Source organism: Niallia sp. CD-39 (genome assembly GCF_059874745.1).
Window position 1 is genome coordinate 1 of record NZ_JCBCPS010000009.1, and the last position, 17,848, is coordinate 17,848.

General features: G+C 39.0%; 18 protein-coding genes. All 18 read right to left on the minus strand.

Features of this window, described 5'->3' with window-relative positions; all coding sequences use genetic code 11:
• Window positions 1-479: 479 nt before the first annotated feature.
• Window positions 480-1,970, minus strand: coding sequence for a lysine--tRNA ligase (lysS, locus tag AC6F34_RS15460; RefSeq protein WP_500773744.1), 1,491 nt, complete (start codon window positions 1,968-1,970; stop codon window positions 480-482).
• Between the two features lie 156 nt (window positions 1,971-2,126).
• On the minus strand, window positions 2,127-3,134 hold the full coding sequence (dusB, locus tag AC6F34_RS15465) for a tRNA dihydrouridine synthase DusB (RefSeq protein WP_500773746.1): 1,008 nt from the start codon (window positions 3,132-3,134) through the stop codon (window positions 2,127-2,129).
• Between the two features lie 26 nt (window positions 3,135-3,160).
• The gene (locus tag AC6F34_RS15470; protein WP_500773748.1) at window positions 3,161-3,370 is read right to left on the minus strand and encodes a helix-turn-helix domain-containing protein; all 210 of its coding nucleotides are present in this window, start codon (window positions 3,368-3,370) and stop codon (window positions 3,161-3,163) included.
• Window positions 3,322-3,849 (minus strand): 2-amino-4-hydroxy-6-hydroxymethyldihydropteridine diphosphokinase, encoded by a 528-nt coding sequence (gene folK, locus AC6F34_RS15475; protein ID WP_500773750.1) that lies wholly within the window; start codon window positions 3,847-3,849, stop codon window positions 3,322-3,324. Before folK ends, AC6F34_RS15470 begins: the two co-directional genes overlap by 49 nt.
• Complete coding sequence (gene folB / locus AC6F34_RS15480) at window positions 3,846-4,208, minus strand: dihydroneopterin aldolase (RefSeq protein WP_500773752.1); 363 nt, start codon at window positions 4,206-4,208, stop codon at window positions 3,846-3,848. Before folB ends, folK begins: the two co-directional genes overlap by 4 nt.
• Window positions 4,186-5,037, minus strand: a complete 852-nt coding sequence (gene folP, locus AC6F34_RS15485; protein WP_500773754.1) for a dihydropteroate synthase — start codon at window positions 5,035-5,037, stop codon at window positions 4,186-4,188. Before folP ends, folB begins: the two co-directional genes overlap by 23 nt.
• Entirely contained in the window at window positions 5,034-5,903 is an 870-nt protein-coding gene (pabC, locus tag AC6F34_RS15490) for an aminodeoxychorismate lyase (RefSeq protein WP_500773756.1), read from the minus strand. Before pabC ends, folP begins: the two co-directional genes overlap by 4 nt.
• Window positions 5,888-6,493: an aminodeoxychorismate/anthranilate synthase component II gene (gene pabA / locus AC6F34_RS15495; protein WP_500773758.1), complete on the minus strand. Its 606-nt coding sequence runs from the start codon at window positions 6,491-6,493 to the stop codon at window positions 5,888-5,890. Before pabA ends, pabC begins: the two co-directional genes overlap by 16 nt.
• A complete protein-coding gene (locus tag AC6F34_RS15500; protein WP_500773760.1) occupies window positions 6,490-7,905 on the minus strand; it encodes an anthranilate synthase component I family protein in 1,416 nt (471 codons plus the stop codon). Before AC6F34_RS15500 ends, pabA begins: the two co-directional genes overlap by 4 nt.
• A 159-nt stretch (window positions 7,906-8,064) precedes the next feature.
• Window positions 8,065-8,994: a cysteine synthase A gene (cysK, locus tag AC6F34_RS15505; RefSeq protein ID WP_500773762.1), complete on the minus strand. Its 930-nt coding sequence runs from the start codon at window positions 8,992-8,994 to the stop codon at window positions 8,065-8,067.
• Window positions 8,995-9,115: 121 nt separating this feature from the next.
• Window positions 9,116-9,991, minus strand: a complete 876-nt coding sequence (locus AC6F34_RS15510; RefSeq protein ID WP_500773764.1) for a peptidyl-prolyl cis-trans isomerase — start codon at window positions 9,989-9,991, stop codon at window positions 9,116-9,118.
• A 57-nt stretch (window positions 9,992-10,048) separates the two neighbouring features.
• The gene (hslO, locus tag AC6F34_RS15515) at window positions 10,049-10,927 is read right to left on the minus strand and encodes an Hsp33 family molecular chaperone HslO (protein WP_500773766.1); all 879 of its coding nucleotides are present in this window, start codon (window positions 10,925-10,927) and stop codon (window positions 10,049-10,051) included.
• A 4-nt stretch (window positions 10,928-10,931) separates the two neighbouring features.
• A complete protein-coding gene (locus AC6F34_RS15520) occupies window positions 10,932-11,720 on the minus strand; it encodes a type III pantothenate kinase (RefSeq protein WP_500773768.1) in 789 nt (262 codons plus the stop codon).
• Window positions 11,721-11,946: 226 nt separating this feature from the next.
• Window positions 11,947-13,932 (minus strand): ATP-dependent zinc metalloprotease FtsH, encoded by a 1,986-nt coding sequence (ftsH, locus tag AC6F34_RS15525; RefSeq protein ID WP_500773770.1) that lies wholly within the window; start codon window positions 13,930-13,932, stop codon window positions 11,947-11,949.
• A 106-nt stretch (window positions 13,933-14,038) separates the two neighbouring features.
• Window positions 14,039-14,584, minus strand: coding sequence for a hypoxanthine phosphoribosyltransferase (gene hpt / locus AC6F34_RS15530; protein ID WP_500773772.1), 546 nt, complete (start codon window positions 14,582-14,584; stop codon window positions 14,039-14,041).
• A 22-nt stretch (window positions 14,585-14,606) separates the two neighbouring features.
• Window positions 14,607-16,001 (minus strand): tRNA lysidine(34) synthetase TilS, encoded by a 1,395-nt coding sequence (gene tilS / locus AC6F34_RS15535; protein WP_500773774.1) that lies wholly within the window; start codon window positions 15,999-16,001, stop codon window positions 14,607-14,609.
• Between the two features lie 79 nt (window positions 16,002-16,080).
• Window positions 16,081-17,034, minus strand: a complete 954-nt coding sequence (gene prkT / locus AC6F34_RS15540; protein WP_500773776.1) for a serine/threonine protein kinase PrkT — start codon at window positions 17,032-17,034, stop codon at window positions 16,081-16,083.
• Window positions 17,018-17,755 (minus strand): VWA domain-containing protein, encoded by a 738-nt coding sequence (locus tag AC6F34_RS15545; protein WP_500773778.1) that lies wholly within the window; start codon window positions 17,753-17,755, stop codon window positions 17,018-17,020. The genes prkT and AC6F34_RS15545 overlap by 17 nt, the downstream gene beginning before the upstream one ends.
• Between the last annotated feature and the right edge of the window lie 93 nt (window positions 17,756-17,848).

The window sequence follows — 17,848 nt, forward strand, 5'->3', positions numbered from 1 at the left end:
CACGCCGCCAGCGTTCGTCCTGAGCCAGGATCAAACTCTCCAATAAAGTGTTTGATTAGCTCGTTTTTGCACCTATGGTGCTTGTTTAACTGATTACTCAGTTTAGATTAACGTTGACGTTTTTTGTTCGTTCAGTTTTCAAAGAGCAATTTTGTTGTCGTCAGAGCGACTTTTTAATATTAACACATTCGCTCGATTAATGTCAACAACTTTTTTGTTGTTTAATTTTCATTGTGTTGTTCTTTCGCAACAACAGATATTAATATACCATCATAAAATGACGTTTGCAATACATTTTTAACAATTTTATTTTATAAATATAATAAAAGATAATTCGAAATAAATAACTTTAATAGAGCGGTAATCATTTGCACAGAAGGAACCCACTATTAAGATCTAGGTTACCTTATCTTAGAAAAGGAAAAAGGTATCACCCTCTCTTCTATAAGGAAGTGATACCTTTAATAAACAAACTACTCTTAACGATGACGCATATGCGGGAATAACAGCACGTCTCTAATAGATGGAGCATTAGTTAATAGCATAACTAAGCGATCGATCCCAATGCCCAAGCCACCTGTTGGAGGCATTCCATATTCTAGCGCCTCAATGAAATCATGGTCCATCATATGGGCTTCATCATTTCCTTGCTCTCTTTCAGTTAATTGCGCTTCGAAACGTTGCTTTTGATCAATTGGATCATTCAACTCTGTAAAAGCATTTGCATGTTCACGCGCAACAATAAATAACTCAAAGCGGTCTGTAAATCGTGGATCCTCATCATTTTTCTTTGCAAGAGGAGAGATTTCAACTGGGTGCCCATAAACAAATGTAGGCTGAATTAATGATTCTTCTACTTTTTGCTCGAAAAATTCATTCACAATATGACCATATTCCATATGCTCATTAATTTCAATTCCATGTTCCTTCGCTAAAGCTTGCGCCTCTTCTTTAGTCATCTGTTGCCAGAAGTCTACACCTGTAGCTTCTTTTACAGCATCAACCATGTGCACTCTTTTCCACTCAGGCTTTAAGTTTACTTCGTAGTCTCCGTATTGAACCGTCGTCGTTCCAAGTACCTCTTGTGCAATATGCGCAATAAGGTTTTCAGTCAAACTCATGATATCACGATAATCTGCATATGCTTCATACAGTTCAATCATCGTAAATTCAGGGTTATGTCTAGTAGATACCCCTTCATTACGGAAAACTCGTCCAATTTCATATACTTTCTCTAACCCACCAACAATAAGTCTTTTAAGATGCAATTCGATTGCAATACGCATATACAGTTCCATATCTAGAGCATTATGATGCGTAACGAAAGGACGCGCAGAAGCTCCACCAGCAATTGAATGCATCATCGGAGTTTCAACTTCTAAGTAGCCATTCGAATCTAAATAACGTCTCATTTCTTGAATGATACGACTTCTAGTAATAAAGGTTTCTTTGCTTTCTTGACTCATAATTAAATCAAGGTAACGTTGACGGTAGCGTTGTTCTACATCCTTTAAGCCATGAAACTTCTCAGGAAGTGGACGTAGTGCTTTTGTTAAATGAATATATTCTTGAACTTTAATAGAAAGTTCTCCAACCTTTGTTTTAAACAGAGTACCAGTTACACCTACAATATCACCAAGATCTGTGGAGTTAAAAAGATCATAACTTTCATCTCCAATTGCATCTTTACGAACGTAGATTTGAATCTGACCAGACAAATCTTGAATATGCGCAAAGCCAGCCTTACCTTTTCCGCGCTTTGTCATAATTCGTCCAGCAATTGTAACCGTAACATTCTTCTCTTCGATTTCTTCTTTTTCTAATTGGCCGTATTCCTCAACAAGATCTTCGGATTGATGTGAACGATCAAAGCGTTTTCCGAAAGGATCTAAGCCTTTTTCTCGAATACTCTGCATCTTCTCTCGTCTGACAATCAGTTGATCATTTAATTCTTCATGCGTTTGACTCACTTGTATCATCTCCAATTTCAATCCATCTTTTATGTAAACGATAACGTTTAATTATATGAAAGATTTTATTCTATTTTATTATTGTACACAAAAAACAAGATATAGACATCATAAATAAGGTAAAACTGCCAGTGTAAACACTGACAGTTAATTGAACTAGCTTAAAATAGCTTCAGATGCCGAGCGTTCATTTGTCTCTGCGTTAATAGCGATCGCATTTAATAACGTAACGAGATCATCTCTTTTTTCACACTCATTGATCGCATTTCGAATTGTTGCATTTCCACGAATGCCTTTTAAATACCAAGCTGTGTGCTTTCTCATTTCACGAACAGCAATTTTCTCACTCTTAAGAGCAACCAATCGATCTAAGTGCAGAATACACACATCCATTTTTTCACGAAGTGATGGTTCATCAATTAATTCGCCAGTCTCTAAGAATTTTACTGTTCGGTAGATCATCCACGGATTCCCTAATGCAGCACGGCCAATCATCACACCATCAACACCTGTTTCATCCAACATACGCTTCGCATCCTGTGGTGTTTTCACATCCCCGTTACCGATTAGGGGAATATTGATGTTTTGTTTTACTTCACGGATTATATCCCAATTCGCAGTACCTTCATACATTTGTACGCGTGTACGTCCATGTAGTGCAACCGCTTTACCTCCCGCTCGTTCAACTGCTTGCGCATTTTGAATTGCATAAATATGATCTTCATCCCAGCCCATTCGCATTTTTACGGTTACAGGTTTTTCTACAACAGCAGTTACCGCTGAAACCATTTCATAAATTTTATTCGGATCAAGCAACCACTTTGCTCCGGCATCACACTTTGTAATTTTCGGTACTGGACAACCCATGTTGATGTCGATAATATCAGCATTTGTGTTCTGATCTACAAAACGAGCAGCTTCAACAAGCGTCTCTTTCTCTCCCCCAAAGATTTGTAAGCTTAGAGGCTTTTCTCTTTCATCTATATATAGCATGTTCATCGTTTTTTTGTTTTTAAGAACGATCCCTTTATCACTGATCATCTCAGCACATACTAAACCTGCTCCGAACTCTTTAACTGTTAATCGAAACGCTGAGTTACAAACACCAGCCATCGGGGCTAAAACAACTCTGTTTTTCATTTCAACATTACCTATTTTAAACAAAACTGAACCCCCTAAAAAATATACCTTTACTCCTCATCGGGAGCTAACTCTTCTAGTGTTACAGAAAGCTGTGCTGCAATTTGCTCTAGAAGCAACCGTTCCGGCATCCGATTTCCTCTTTCAATCTCACCGAGGATTGAAACCGATATATTCAATTGCTTTGCGAACCCTTCTTGTGTATGCCCTTTTAACTTTCGAAAAGCGCGAATACGTCTTCCCCATTTTTCTGCCTCCATGACCGAACCCCTTTACTATCTGGAATCATCTCTACAATTGATTGTAAAGATCTATCCATCGCCGGAAGCTTGATGGTTGGATCGATTTCTAGAAGCGGAATGAGCACAAAAGCTCTTTCTTGCATCCGGGGATGAGGAATAATTAGCTGCTCTGTTTCAATATTGTCTTGATTATACAATAAAATGTCAAGGTCAATCGTTCTTGGACCCCATTTTTTTATCCTTTTTCTACCTAATTCATGTTCTATCGACATGCACACATCTAGTAACTCAGAAGGAGTCAAGCCTGTACGTAGCTCAATTGCCATGTTTAGAAAAGCATCTTGATTTACATAACCTACAGGATCAGTTTCATAAACAGATGAATAATTTACCACATCTATCTCTGGATGTTGCCCCAATAGATCAATAGCTTCTTCTAAATAAGTTTCTCTTTCCCCAATATTAGAGCCTAAAGATAAAAAAGCCCGATTCATCACGCACGACTCCTTGTCATTTCAACAGCTACAGATTGATAATGCCCTGGAATTGGAGGGTCTGGTTTAATTAATGTCACTGTCACTGTTTGTATTTCTGGGAATGCATCAAGAATCTTACCTAATATCTTACCACAAACAGCTTCCACTAACTTGTATGGCCGTCCCTCTACTACCTCTTTGCAAATAAGATACAAGTCTGCATAATTGACAGATGCTTCTAACCGATCAGATTCACTTGCCTCCTGCAAATCTAATTCAACAACTAAATTCACCTTGAACCTTTGTCCCAATTTCGTTTCTTCAGGAAAAACACCATGGTATCCATAGAAAGACATTTCATTTACATAAATTTTGTCCATTGATTACGCCACCTTTCCCCATTAGTGCATCCATCATCTTAGCCATTCTCGTCATTTCCTTCACATCATGAACACGGATTGCTTGGCAGCCTTTTTGAATACCATAGCATACCGTTGCACCTGTTCCTTCCATACGCTCTTCAACGGGAAGGTCTAATACATCACCTATCATCCGCTTTCTTGATGGAGCGAGCAGTACCGGATAACCTAGATCAACAAGCTTGTCCAAATCCCTCATCATTTGTAGATTCCACTTTAAGTCTTTAGCAAAGCCAATACCAGGATCGAGGATTATTTGTTTGTCAGTCACACCTGCTTCTTTTACAAGTGCAATGCTTTCAAACAGATCATTGATAACATCTCTATAAAAAACCTCGTAATTCATATCCTTGCGATTATGCATCAAAATAATTGGGGCTTTCGTTTCAGCAGCAACCTTCGCCATCTTTGGATCGGCTTTAGCACCCCAAATGTCATTGATAATATGGGCACCAGCTCGTATCGCTTCCTTTGCAACATCCGCTTTATATGTATCAATGGAGAGCGCAACATCAACTTCACGAGATATTGCTTCAATAACAGGAATGACTCGTTCTAGTTCTTCATCTACTGATACCGGCTCATGGCCTGGTCGAGTTGACTCTCCACCAATATCAAGAATATGCGCTCCATCGTCAACAAGTTGCTTCGCTCGTTTGATCGCAGCATCAAGCTGATTGAATCTTCCGCCATCGGAAAACGAATCTGGTGTGACATTTAAGATCCCCATTATAATTGTTTCTTTGCTCCAATCGAGCTTGTACCTACCAGAATCAATCTTTGCACTCATTCCATCACCTCTAACACTTGCTTTCTCGACCATAACCGCTTCTTTCGTAATGACTGGTAATGATCGATTAATTTTTTTGTTTCTTTACATGCTGTATAGTTTACCTCACCAATTTTTGAAATGAGCACGATTTCCTGAACTGAATTTGTAACAAAGACTTCATCTGCATTCGTTAAAGCTTCTATTGAATAGACTCCTTCTTCAACAGTGATACCTTCTGCTTGGGCAACTTCCATTACAAACAGCCGTGTAATCCCATTTAAAATACCTGTAGATATCGACGGTGTATAAAGAACCCCATCTTTGAACCAAAAAACATTTGATGTAACCCCTTCAGCTATTTTCTCCTCTTTCGTTAGAAAGACACCTTCTACACCCGAATTCATGCCAACTTCCCGCTTTCCTAACACATTATTAAAAAAATGGTGAGATTTTAAGCGAGCTTCACCCTCGGGCGTATTGCGCTTTACTTGTAAAAAGGTTGCCTCTTTTTCTACTATGCTTGTTTGAGCAGGTAAAGATTTTGCAAAGATAATCACTGTAGGTTCTTTATATGAATCAATTTGAAATCCCAATTCCCCTATTCCAGCTGATACATTAAATCGAATATACGCATTTTCCCATCCGTTCGCTAACAAAACACGATCTAATATAGATAACGCTTCTTCACGCGTAATTTTATAGTGAATCCCCATTGCAGAGAGTCCATCATTCATTCTTTCAAGATGATCATCAAGTAAAAACGGATGCCCGCCATAAACTCGAAAAGTTTCAAACACACCGAGGCCATATAAATAACCATAATCTAATGGCGAGATCTTCGCCTCTTCAAGTGGTAGAATGTCTCCGTTTAAATAGATATACAAGACTGATCACCACCTGCTTTATTCCCATAGCATTTAAGAAAATTTGCAAGCAAGTCCTTACCTGTTGTCGTTAGTATCGACTCTGGATGAAACTGCACACCTTCGATGTCAAAACGTTTATGGCGAATAGCCATAATCTCCCCTTCTTCTGTCCAAGCAGATACTTCTAATTCCTCCGGTAAGCTTTCTTTTTTTACAATCAATGAATGATACCTTGTTGCAGGAAAAGGATTTGGCAATCCAGCAAAAATTGTTTGATTGTCATGATAAACAAGTGACGTTTTTCCATGCATGAGCCTGTCCGCACGCACAACCTCGCCACCAAATACTTGGGCAATTGACTGCTGCCCTAAGCACACACCGAATATTGGCATTTTGCCGGCAAATTCCTTAATTGCTTCTAAGCTGATCCCTGCTTCATTCGGTGTACACGGACCAGGAGAAATCATCAAATAGTCAGGATTACAAGCGCCAATCTGTTCTACTGTCCATTCATCATTTCTTTTCACTATTAAGTCATTCCCAAGCTCACCTAAATATTGCACAAGATTATACGTGAAAGAATCGTAGTTATCAATCATCAATATCATGTTCGCTTCTCCTTTACACTCTCAGCCTCTTCTTTTGCTCGCCAAAGTGCAGCTGCTTTCTTCAAAGATTCCTTGTATTCATTTTTAGGGACAGAGTCAATTACTACCCCTGCACCTGCTTGAATATGAGCAACTCCTTCTTGAACAAACATTGTCCGAATGACGATGTTTAATTCCACATCTCCATTAAAGTTAAGCCACCCGATTGAGCCTGTATACAGCCCTCTTCTTACCGGTTCAAGCTCTTCAATAATTTGCATCGTTCTGACCTTTGGTGCACCTGTAATCGTTCCACCTGGAAAAACAGCATTAATTAGTTCAAATTGGTCTTTCCCTTCTGCGATTTCCCCTTTTACATTCGAGACAATATGCATGACATGAGAATACTTCTCTATCACCATGAACTCATCGACTTTAACAGAGCCATATCGACTTACCTTCCCTAAGTCATTTCTCTCAAGGTCAACAAGCATCACATGCTCAGCCCGTTCCTTTTCATTACCAATCAACTCATTGGCTAGCAATAGATCCTCCTCTTCATCAGCACCCCTTGAACGAGTACCCGCAATCGGCCTCGTGCTAATTGTTGTACCTTTCTTCTTAATTAATAGTTCTGGTGACGCACTAACAATTTGGAAATCCGGCGACTCCATAAAACTCATATATGGTGATGGATTTAATTTCCTTAATGTTTCGTATACATTCATTGGTGTTGTAAGAAGCGGCTCGCTTTGGCGCACAGCTAAGTTCACTTGAAATACATCCCCAGCTGAAATATACTCTTTAATTCTCTCAACAGCCGACATGAACGACCCTTCATCCATTGATACCTTTCGTCCAGCTTGGATGGTTGAAATAGTTGCTAATCGTTCGCAAGAGACCTGTTGGTTCCACTTTTCTTCCCATTCTACAATACGGGTACTTAGCACTTCTGTCTCCTCGTCTTCAGCCACAAGGAACATACTAACTAATTCATTCTTGGCATGATCAAAAACAAACCATTCATGACAAATAAAGAAGTAGATGTCTGGTGTATTTAAATCATCTTTTGCATCATTTGGAAGTTCTTCTATATATCTAGTGTAATCATAACTAATAAACCCAATGGCACCACCTTGGAAATCAGGTAGCTCCTCATTGATGTCTACATCGAAACCCTTTAACCGCTCTGTCAAGATTCTAAGCGGATTTCCCTCTATATACTCTGATTCTGTTCCTCTATAGATACTTACTCGGTTGTTTTTTCCATGATAGATCTCTTTAGGGCCAAAAGCGGCTATGCTGTATCGTCCACCTCTTCCACTTTCCAGTAGAATATGATGTTTAAACTGCGTCGCGATCGACTTGTATTGTTCAAAGAAAAAATCGATTGAAAACGGCTTTCTTCTAATCTGTATGGTATACTTTGTCATTAAGGTTCACCTCAAATATCTTCTCCCTACATCATACACAATCTATCCGCTATTAGCATTAGGAAAACAAAAGCCCATTTCATTGTTATTTTAAAATAAGATCATCAAATAAAAAACAGAGGATAGACTTGTGTCTAACCTCTGTTTATCTCATCAATTTTATTCTTCTTCAAATTGGTAGAGCGGTGTGCTTAAATATCTTTCTCCGTTACTTGGGATGATTGCAAGTACTTTCTTGCCTTCTCCAAGTTCTTTTGCGACTTTTAGTGCTGCATAGATCGCAGCACCAGAAGAAATTCCACCTAATATTCCTTCTTCTCTCGCTGCTCGTCTTGCATATTCAAATGCTGTTTCATTCGCAACTGTAATAACTTCTTCGTAAATAGTAGTATCTAAGATATCTGGGACAAACCCTGCACCAATTCCTTGAATTTTATGAGGTCCAGGCTTGCCTCCGGATAATACAGGGGAGTCTTCTGGCTCTACAGCATAGATTTTAACGCCCTCATATTTTTCTTTTAACACTTCTCCTGCACCGGTGATCGTTCCACCAGTTCCAATTCCAGAAATAAATGCATCTAGAGAATCACCCATTTGTTCAACGATTTCTCGTCCAGTTGTTTCACGATGCACTTTAGGATTTGCAAAGTTTTTAAATTGCTGTGGCATGAAATATCCTTTTGCATTTGCGAGTTCTTCCGCTTTGCGAATCGCACCGCCCATGCCTTCTGGACCAGGTGTCAATACAAGTTCTGCACCATATGCACGCAGCAAGTTCCTACGTTCCATACTCATTGTTTCAGGCATTACCAATACCGTTTTATAGCCTTTTGCAGCTGCAACCATGGCTAAACCGATACCCGTGTTTCCACTTGTTGGCTCAATGATCGTATCTCCCTCTTTTAAAGCGCCACTCTCTTCAGCAGCTTCAATCATTGCTAAAGCAATTCGATCCTTTACACTGCTTCCAGGGTTCATATACTCTAGTTTCAAATAAACCTCTGCACTTCCAGGCTCTACAATTCGGTTCAGTTTGACAATCGGTGTTTTACCGACTAAATCTGTGATGGAGTTAGCAATACGTACCATAAAATCTTCCACTCCTTATTCCGAGTAATTTAATTGGTTTAATTAAAATTTACCGTATCTTTCAATCTAAAGTCAAATGTTTAGCACGAACAAAATGGAATTTTTAGAAAATTAAAGGACTTTATTGTGATTGATCATAAAATGATTCGACTTTTATCTCGCTCCAAAATGGCCTTGCTGAAACTGGTGCACCCATCTGCTCAATGGCAAGTTGTCTTCTAATCATATTTTCAACATCTGACAACTCATACTGTTCTCCTTCAACCTCTTCATGAAGGAATACAATCGCATACCCTTCTGGTGTCTCAATCGGCTTGCTAAATTCTCCTTGCTTTAAATCTGTTAACGATTGACGAATCGATGAGTGCAACAACTCGTGGTCAACGGTGATAAACCCTGCATCGCCCCCACGACTAGAAGTAAACGTATCAATAGACCTCTCCATCGCTAATACTGCAAAGCTTGCTCCTTCATCTAACTCTTTCCACGTTTGATCTGCTTCACCTTCTGAGGACACGAGGATGATCGAATAATGAAACATATCTGGGAGGTTGAATTGATCTTTATATTCACTATAATAGTTTGCAATCTCTCCTTCCTCTACAATGGCGTCCTTCGTTAACAATTCCTCTAGCAATAAGCTTGTTTGGATTTCCTTTTTAAGAGCAACTTCGTTTGTGAAACCATAACCTTGAGACGATGCATAAATTGATTTCATCATTTTCAGTTCACGTTCTACTTCTTCATCAGAAACTTTTATATTATATTGTTTCCCAGCAACTTCAATGACTTTTTTATCAATGAGTTCATCCAATACTTCTTTGCCATATCGCTCTTCCATCTCGCTCAGCCATTCTTGACGAGTGATTTCTTCCTTCCCAACTTCTGCTACAACTTCATTAGAGTTGCTTCCATCTTTCGTTATGTATGCAATGACAGTGATGCAATTTAGTAAGAACAAACTGAAAATAATCAGCCATAAATGCTGCTTTTTCATCTGCTTCTCCCTCCTATTCAATCAGTTTATTTACCAGTCATTAAAAGAAGCGGCGCTTTATTGCGCAGCTTCTTTTAATTCTTCTAACTCTTTTGATGTAAAACGGTATACTTCGTTGCAGAAATGGCACTGTGCTTCAGCTTTTCCATCTGTTTGAATCATATCATTGATTTCATCTTTTCCAAGACTAACAATAGCATTTCCAAAACGCTCTTTTGAACATGTGCAAGTAAATGACACTGGCATTTTCTCTAACACATTCACATTTTCCTTACCTAACAATGTAGCTAAAATTTCTTCAGGAGATAAACCTTGTTCAATCATTTTTGATACAGGAGGAATCTCACTCAATTTTTTCTCTAAATCTGTAATAATGTCTTCTGAAGTACCTGGCATAAGCTGAACAATAAATCCTCCAGCTGCCAAAATTGTATTATCGTCATTTACAAGTACACCTACACCAACCGATGATGGTAATTGTTCTGATGAAGCGAAATAATACGTAAAGTCCTCTCCTAGCTCACCTGAGACTAATGGCACTTGTCCTGTGAAATTCTCTCTCATACCGATATCCTTTACAACAGTAAGTGCACCATCCGTACCAACAGCACGACGTACATCTAATTTCCCTTGCGCATTTAGATCAAAGTGAGTTTGTGGATGTGTAACATACCCTCTCACTTCTCCCTTAGCATTACTATCAACCAAGATCGGGCCTAATGGTCCGCCACCTTCAATCTTTACGGTTATCTTTTCGTCACCTTTTAACATGGCACCCATCATAACGCTTGCGGACATTGCTCTCCCTAAAGCAGCCGATGCTGTTGGCCATGTTTGGTGACGTCTTTGTGCCTCACCAACTGATTCTGTTGTAGATACTGCATAAGCTCGTATTTGCCCATCATAGGCTAAAGCTTTAATCAAATAGTCATTCATTTTTTTACTCCTTGTTCTGTTTTAATGGGTCCTTGTTTCTTTTGTATATTAGCTGCAACCCTTTCAAGGTTAAATAGGGGTCAACTACATCAATCGTCGTAGACTCTTTTGCTATTAAATTTGCTAAACCGCCTGTTGCAATTACGGTAGGTTGCTTTTTCGCTTCATCCTTCATTCTTTTTACGATTCCCTCAACCTGTCCCACATACCCATAAAAAATTCCGGCTTGCATCGCAGATACTGTATTCTTCCCTACAATACCTTCTGGACGTGCAATTTCTATCCGTGGAAGTTTTGCCGCTCTCGAATAAAGGGCTTCGGTTGAGATGCCAATTCCAGGCGCTATCGCCCCACCCATGTACTGCTTGTCTTCATTAATGAAACAATACGTAGTCGCTGTTCCAAAATCAACAATGACGAGCGGGCTTCCATATTCATGGATAGCTGCTACAGCATTAACAATACGGTCAGCACCTACTTCTCTAGGGTTTTCGTATTTAATATTTAAGCCTGTTTTGATTCCAGGTCCAACAATTAAAGGCTTAATATTAAAATACTTTTGACACATGCGCTCAAGAGAGAACATTATTGGTGGTACAACCGAAGAAATAATAATGCCATCTATATCAGAAAAAGATAATTCCGCATGATCAAATAAAGATTTTACGATCATCCCGTATTCATCCTCTGTTTTATTACGGTTTGTTTCAATTCTCCAATGGTGCTTCAAAACATCTTCATCATAGACACCGAGAACAATATTCGTATTCCCTATATCAAAAACAAAAATCAAGCCACTCACCACTCTATCTTTTTTTTGAATCCAGTAACACTGCAAACATCATACCATAATTAGATATAGTTCGTGTATGTAAAAAGCTCATCACCCGTAAGCACTTACGATTAATGTTCCCAGAAGCACCTTCATTTTATAAGCTTCTAGTATCTGAAATGACGAGAAAAGATAATTTCCTGGACAATAAGAAAGGCACTGCATCCGCAGTGCCTTCAAATGATGTTTATTTCTTTTCGCCATCGATCGATGGTGGATTTTGCTCTTCATCAGGTGATGTTTTCTCTTGAGTTTCAGCAATCGCTTCTTCTCCAGCTTCTTCATCTTTTTTCGATTGAATGTTCACTTTTACATCATCAGTTGCATTGTTTGTATTTACAGTACGCTCAGGAAGCTTTCCTGTATCCACTAGGTGATTAATTTGTTCAGCATCTAATGTTTCTACTTCAAGTAATGTATTAGCAACTAAATCAAGCTTATCACGATTTTCTGTAAGGATCTTCTTACATCTTTCGTAGCTTTCCTTAATGATTCGTTGGATTTCTAAGTCGATCTCATATGCAATCGCATCAGAGTAATTCTGTTCATTGTTAAAGTCTCTACCTAAGAACACTTGACCGCCAGAAGATTGACCGAATTGCAACGGCCCAAGCTTATCGCTCATACCGAATTCAGTAACCATTCGACGTGCAATTCCAGTAGCACGCTGGAAGTCGTTATGCGCTCCAGTACTTACTTCACCAAAGACAATCTCCTCAGCAACACGACCGCCTAACAAACCAACAATTTTATCTAGAAGTTCTGGCTTAGTCATGAAGTAACGATCTTCCTTCGGTAACATCACTGCATAGCCACCAGCTTGACCTCTAGGTACGATTGTCACTTTATGAACCATTTCTGCTTCATCTAATACTAATCCAATAACCGTATGTCCAGCTTCATGGAAAGCAACAATGTTTCGTTCCTTCTTCGAAATCACACGGCTCTTTTTCGACGGACCAGCAATGACTCGGTCAGTTGCTTCATCAATATCTTCCATATCAATGTTTTTCTTATTACGTCTCGCGGCAACAAGTGCAGCTTCATTTAATAAGTTTTCAAGATCTGCACCAGAGAATCCTGGAGTACGTTGTGCAATCGCTTTTAAGTTCACATTTGCATCAAGTGGTTTGTTTTGAGCGTGTACTTTAAGCACCGCTTCACGTCCTGTTACATCAGGACGATCAACCGTAATTTGACGGTCAAAACGACCTGGTCGTAGCAAAGCAGGGTCTAAAATATCAGGACGGTTTGTTGCTGCAATGATAATGATTCCTTCATTAGCACCGAATCCATCCATTTCAACAAGCAATTGGTTTAATGTTTGCTCACGTTCATCATGACCTCCACCTAAACCAGCTCCACGCTGACGTCCAACTGCATCAATCTCATCAATAAAGATTAGACATGGTGCATTCTTCTTTGCATTTTCAAATAAGTCACGTACACGTGAAGCTCCGACACCGACAAACATCTCAACGAAGTCAGATCCACTAATAGAGAAGAATGGTACACCAGCTTCTCCAGCTGCTGCACGTGCCAATAAAGTTTTACCTGTACCCGGTGGTCCAACTAGTAAAATCCCTTTTGGAATTCTTGCTCCTAGTTCGGAGAATTTACGAGGATCTTTCAAAAAGTCTACAACTTCTACAAGCTCCTGCTTTTCTTCATCTGCACCAGCAACATCTTTGAAACGAACTTTCTTTTTGCTTTCATCATATAGTTTCGCCTTGCTTTTCCCAAAGTTCATAACACGGCTGCCGCCACCTTGAGCTTGGTTCAACAAGAAGAAGAATAAAATGAAGATAATGATAAATGGAATAATCGAAACAAAGAATGTCACCCATCCACTTGTTTCTTGAGCTGGAGCATAATTCACATTCGCTCCTGGTAACTCTTCCATTGCTGTATACGTTTTTTCACTTACAGGTAAGTATGTGATAAAGTTTTCGTTTTCATCAACTGCGGAATTAAAAGTACCTGTAACTTCATAGACGCCTCTCTGAGGCTGCAATTGTACTTCTTTAATATTTCCGTTCTCCAATTGAGTATGGAAATCACCTTGATTAAGTACTTTTGCTTGGTTATTATCTCCAGTTATAAAACTGAATAGTCCGATAATGACTAAAAATATCAATAAATAAAAGATGGTATTACGGAAGACCCGATTCATCTCTTACCTCCTCCCACGGTAAACAAGCTACATAGTATAGTATCATAGAAAATCCTGCTACTTCAAGGAATTACACTTCTACCCATTCTGTTCTTCGTTAAGTTTCTTAATTATTATTGCTATATACTTCTGGCTTCAACACACCAATATAAGGAAGATTACGATATTTCTCAGCATAATCTAGTCCATAACCGACAACAAACGCATCAGGTACTACGAACCCAACGTAATCAGCTTCAATATCTGCTTTACGACCAGTTGGCTTATCTAATAGTGTGACAATTTTAATCGATTTTGCTTTGCGGTAACGGAATAATTCCACTAAATAACTCAAAGTTAATCCGCTATCAATAATATCTTCAATAATTAGAATGTCTCGCCCTTCAACAGAAGTATCTAAATCTTTCAGAATTTTTACTTCTCCCGATGATGTCATACCTTTGCCATAGCTCGATACATCCATAAAATCCATTTCTAAATATGCATCCACTCGCTTTAACAAATCGCTCATAAATGGCATTGCACCCTTTAGAACGCCGATAGCTAGAGGAAAACGATCTTTATATTCCTCTGTTAATTCACTCGCAAGACCTGCAATTTTATCTTGCAGTTCCGCTTCTGTAATTAGTACCTTTTCAATATCATTTTTCATGATTAAAGTGCCCCCTAGAAGATTATTGCTGTATGTAAGTTAGTTTCATCACATGTAAATGATGGTTATAAACATCTGCTTTAGCTGCTTTCTTTAAACCAACCACCCATAAAATCTCATCTGTACTGTCTGTTATGATCGGCCATTCATTTCTTTGACGTAAAGGAATCTTTTCATCAATAAAGATAGTCTTTATCTTTTTGGTGCCTTTCATCCCTTTGATAGACATCTTATCTCCAGGGTGTCTCGTTCGGACTATAAGCGGAAACTGAACGTCTGAACCATCCAAAAGAAGTTCATGGCTCCGGCAAGGTATCACTTCACCATCTGCTAGGCTCTTCTCAACTAAAAGATGTGATCCATTTGGAAGTTGCCATTTGCCTGGTCCATATATTTTGCATATGTACTCCTTCGATTCATCATTTTTCGGGAATGAGAAGATGCATTGTCTATAGGATCGCTCAATCGTTAAACCGTTTGGGAAATGAATGATTCCTGATGGGTGAGGATTTTCAATTAAGGAAAAAACTTTATCGATATGTGAAGCAGATAAAGAAGGTGGTTTTTCCTCATAAAGATACTTTAATATTAGTTGAATCGCTCTTCTTTGTAAAGGCATTGCCAGTTTATAAAAATGATCAATCAACAGAATCACTTTCGTAGATTCCTTCTCAAGCAACACATTCTCTAAACTTTCCTCTGCCAACTCCAGTAAAAAGTGTTCATCTTCTATTAATTCTTCACTAAATCGTTGAAAATGCTCATGAACACGTTCATTTTCTTCTTTAAAAAACGGCAGTACTTGTTTACGAAAACGATTACGAGCATACACGTCCGACTCATTACTAGGGTCTCTCCGTGGCTCCAAATCTTTCTCCTGACAATATTGTTCAATCATGAGGCGATTCACACAAAGAAAAGGCCGAATGATCTCCCCAGCAGCAAAGCTACGCTTAAATGGAATACCAGCTCGCCCTGTCCCAGTTCCTCCTCTTGTAAAGCGCATCAATATTGTTTCAACCTGATCATCTCCGTGATGACCCATTGCTAAATAATCGATGTTATGGTGAATCATTTCTCTTTCGAAAAACTGATAACGACAAGTTCTTGCTGCAATCTGTGAGGAGAGGGTAGACTCCTTTATAAAACGAGGAACATCAATTTGCCTAAAATGGAAAGGGATATTTCTCGCTTCACAAAATGATTGAACAAATTCAGCTTCTTCATAAGATTCAATCCCGCGAAACATATGATCAACATGAAAAGCGTGTAAGGCAAAACCGAACTCACTCTTTAACTCATTAAATAAATGAAGTAACGCGAGCGAATCTGGACCTCCCGAAACAGCAACTGCAACTCTCTTCTCTCTTAAAACCACCTTTTTTTTATTTAAAAAAGCTACTACCTTCTCCTTCATCCATTTTCCCTTCTTTAAGTCAGTTTTCTATGCTATATTGAGCATACCTTAAATCGATCATCGTTTCAAAGCGGTTCAATTACACAAGTTGACCGTATAAATATAGAAAATATAAAAAGGAAATAAATAGCAGAAGGAGAGATGTTTCAAACACTCTGCTTTTTTTCTTCTTCTGTTTTGCCGCATGTTTGAAAGTACGATTTTTTGGTGCATGTGGTTTCGTTCTGCTTACAGAAGCTGTTTGCATCTGTTGAATCGTTTCTAGCAAATCTAATCTCATTTCTAATGCTGTCGCGTATTTTCCTACTAGTGCATTCAGAATGAAAGCTTTATATGGTTTCAAACTCTGTTTGGCCTCTATCTTCTCCTCTAATTCCTTTATCCCACCGACTCTCTTTTGAAACCTTTTAGGGTAAGCAGTGTTGATCATGATCATCGCAACAGCAAACAAATCGTAACCAGCTTCTGCCTTGCGTGATCCTAAGCCCCAATGGCCGCGATCGTAGAATTCTGTGAACTCTTTTATCGCTCTGCCTTTTTGTGTTGTTCCCCCCACATCTATAACCCGTATTTTTGCTGGCCGGCCAGATACAATTAAGTTTTCTGGTTTCAAGTCCCCAAAGATCCAACCATTGCGATGCAAGCTTTCAAGATCACTTAAAAGCTGCAAAACGAGGACAGGTGTCCATGATTCCCCTTTGCCTTGAATGAAACGAAGCAACTCCTCCCCTTTTATGTATTCCATTACATAAAAAGAAATTCGTTTTCCTTGTACTTCCCAATCATCAACGTCCATTAAAGAAGGTCCAAGGATCATACCTTGAACCTTCGCAAAAGACTTCAAAACATTCACCTCAGAAGTGATTGAAAAGCCATTTTCACTCACTTTCAAAGCAAACTCTTGTTCATTTTCGCGCACTAGATAAACTTCCCCGTTCGCTCCAGCACCTAATGAACGAACCACTGTATAGCATCTGTGATGCCACTTCCCTCTTATAACTGTACCAGCAGAGACATTAAATAGACTCTTCATAGTATGATTCATCGTCGCGAGATAATAAGTTCTTTAAGGATCGTTTTTTCTTAAAGGAAGTTAGAGCTTCCCGTATTGCTGGACCTGTTGGTGTCACACCACCGACAGATAACTTGGCGAATATAGACGATAACGACTCTAATCTTGGTGTCCAATCCAAAACCATTTCGACAGATTTCTTTTTCCCGGGAAATACAAACACAGAAAACTTATTATTGCCCGATCTTGCATTTAAGCTTAGAGACAGATCGAATAACGCCTCTTTAACTGTTGGTAGCTTCTGCTTCATGCTTGCGCTTGTATCCACTAACACTAGAACTTCTAACTCTACTTTCTCTCCCAGTTCGTCAACTACCTCCATTACTTCTCCTCGCTCTTCAGGAGGCAGGTCCTCTACTGTCTTGTCCTTTCCTAAAATATGCTTCAGCTCTTGATTTACAACACCTTGTAACGTCTGTGTCATTGCTTTACGGGTCACCATTTGTACAGTTTGTGCTAGTTGCTTTGCATAAACGACTTGGCTTACTCCGCCACCTGACAACGCAATGCTCTCAATCTCATTCATTCCTTGCTCATCAATTAAATCGTTTTCCATGACTCCAATGACATTCACTGTAATTCCTTGCTCTTTTGCAAGAGCGGCCATTGCAATAGGATCTTCACCATCATTTGAACACCCATCTGTAATCAATAAAATTTGCTTCAATGTTCCTGTCTTCATTCTATCCCCTCCAAAACGACTTGATGTTTCCATTTTCGACGTTTCAGAAGGGAAATATACATATTTTCATCCTAGTTTGCACATACTAACTTT

What these genes read in the sequence shown, in the direction of transcription:
- AC6F34_RS15500 (WP_500773760.1), bottom strand. Translation starts at nt 7,905, where the DNA reads ATGACAAAGTATACCATACAGATTAGAAGAAAGCCGTTTTCAATCGAT.
- AC6F34_RS15470 (WP_500773748.1), bottom strand. Translation starts at nt 3,370, where the DNA reads ATGGAGGCAGAAAAATGGGGAAGACGTATTCGCGCTTTTCGAAAGTTA.
- AC6F34_RS15510 (WP_500773764.1), bottom strand. Translation starts at nt 9,991, where the DNA reads ATGAAAAAGCAGCATTTATGGCTGATTATTTTCAGTTTGTTCTTACTA.
- hslO (WP_500773766.1), bottom strand. Translation starts at nt 10,927, where the DNA reads ATGAATGACTATTTGATTAAAGCTTTAGCCTATGATGGGCAAATACGA.
- prkT (WP_500773776.1), bottom strand. Translation starts at nt 17,034, where the DNA reads ATGAAGAGTCTATTTAATGTCTCTGCTGGTACAGTTATAAGAGGGAAG.
- AC6F34_RS15545 (WP_500773778.1), bottom strand. Translation starts at nt 17,755, where the DNA reads ATGAAGACAGGAACATTGAAGCAAATTTTATTGATTACAGATGGGTGT.
- tilS (WP_500773774.1), bottom strand. Translation starts at nt 16,001, where the DNA reads ATGAAGGAGAAGGTAGTAGCTTTTTTAAATAAAAAAAAGGTGGTTTTA.
- folP (WP_500773754.1), bottom strand. Translation starts at nt 5,037, where the DNA reads ATGAGTGCAAAGATTGATTCTGGTAGGTACAAGCTCGATTGGAGCAAA.
- ftsH (WP_500773770.1), bottom strand. Translation starts at nt 13,932, where the DNA reads ATGAATCGGGTCTTCCGTAATACCATCTTTTATTTATTGATATTTTTA.
- folB (WP_500773752.1), bottom strand. Translation starts at nt 4,208, where the DNA reads ATGGACAAAATTTATGTAAATGAAATGTCTTTCTATGGATACCATGGT.
- cysK (WP_500773762.1), bottom strand. Translation starts at nt 8,994, where the DNA reads ATGGTACGTATTGCTAACTCCATCACAGATTTAGTCGGTAAAACACCG.
- pabA (WP_500773758.1), bottom strand. Translation starts at nt 6,493, where the DNA reads ATGATATTGATGATTGATAACTACGATTCTTTCACGTATAATCTTGTG.
- hpt (WP_500773772.1), bottom strand. Translation starts at nt 14,584, where the DNA reads ATGAAAAATGATATTGAAAAGGTACTAATTACAGAAGCGGAACTGCAA.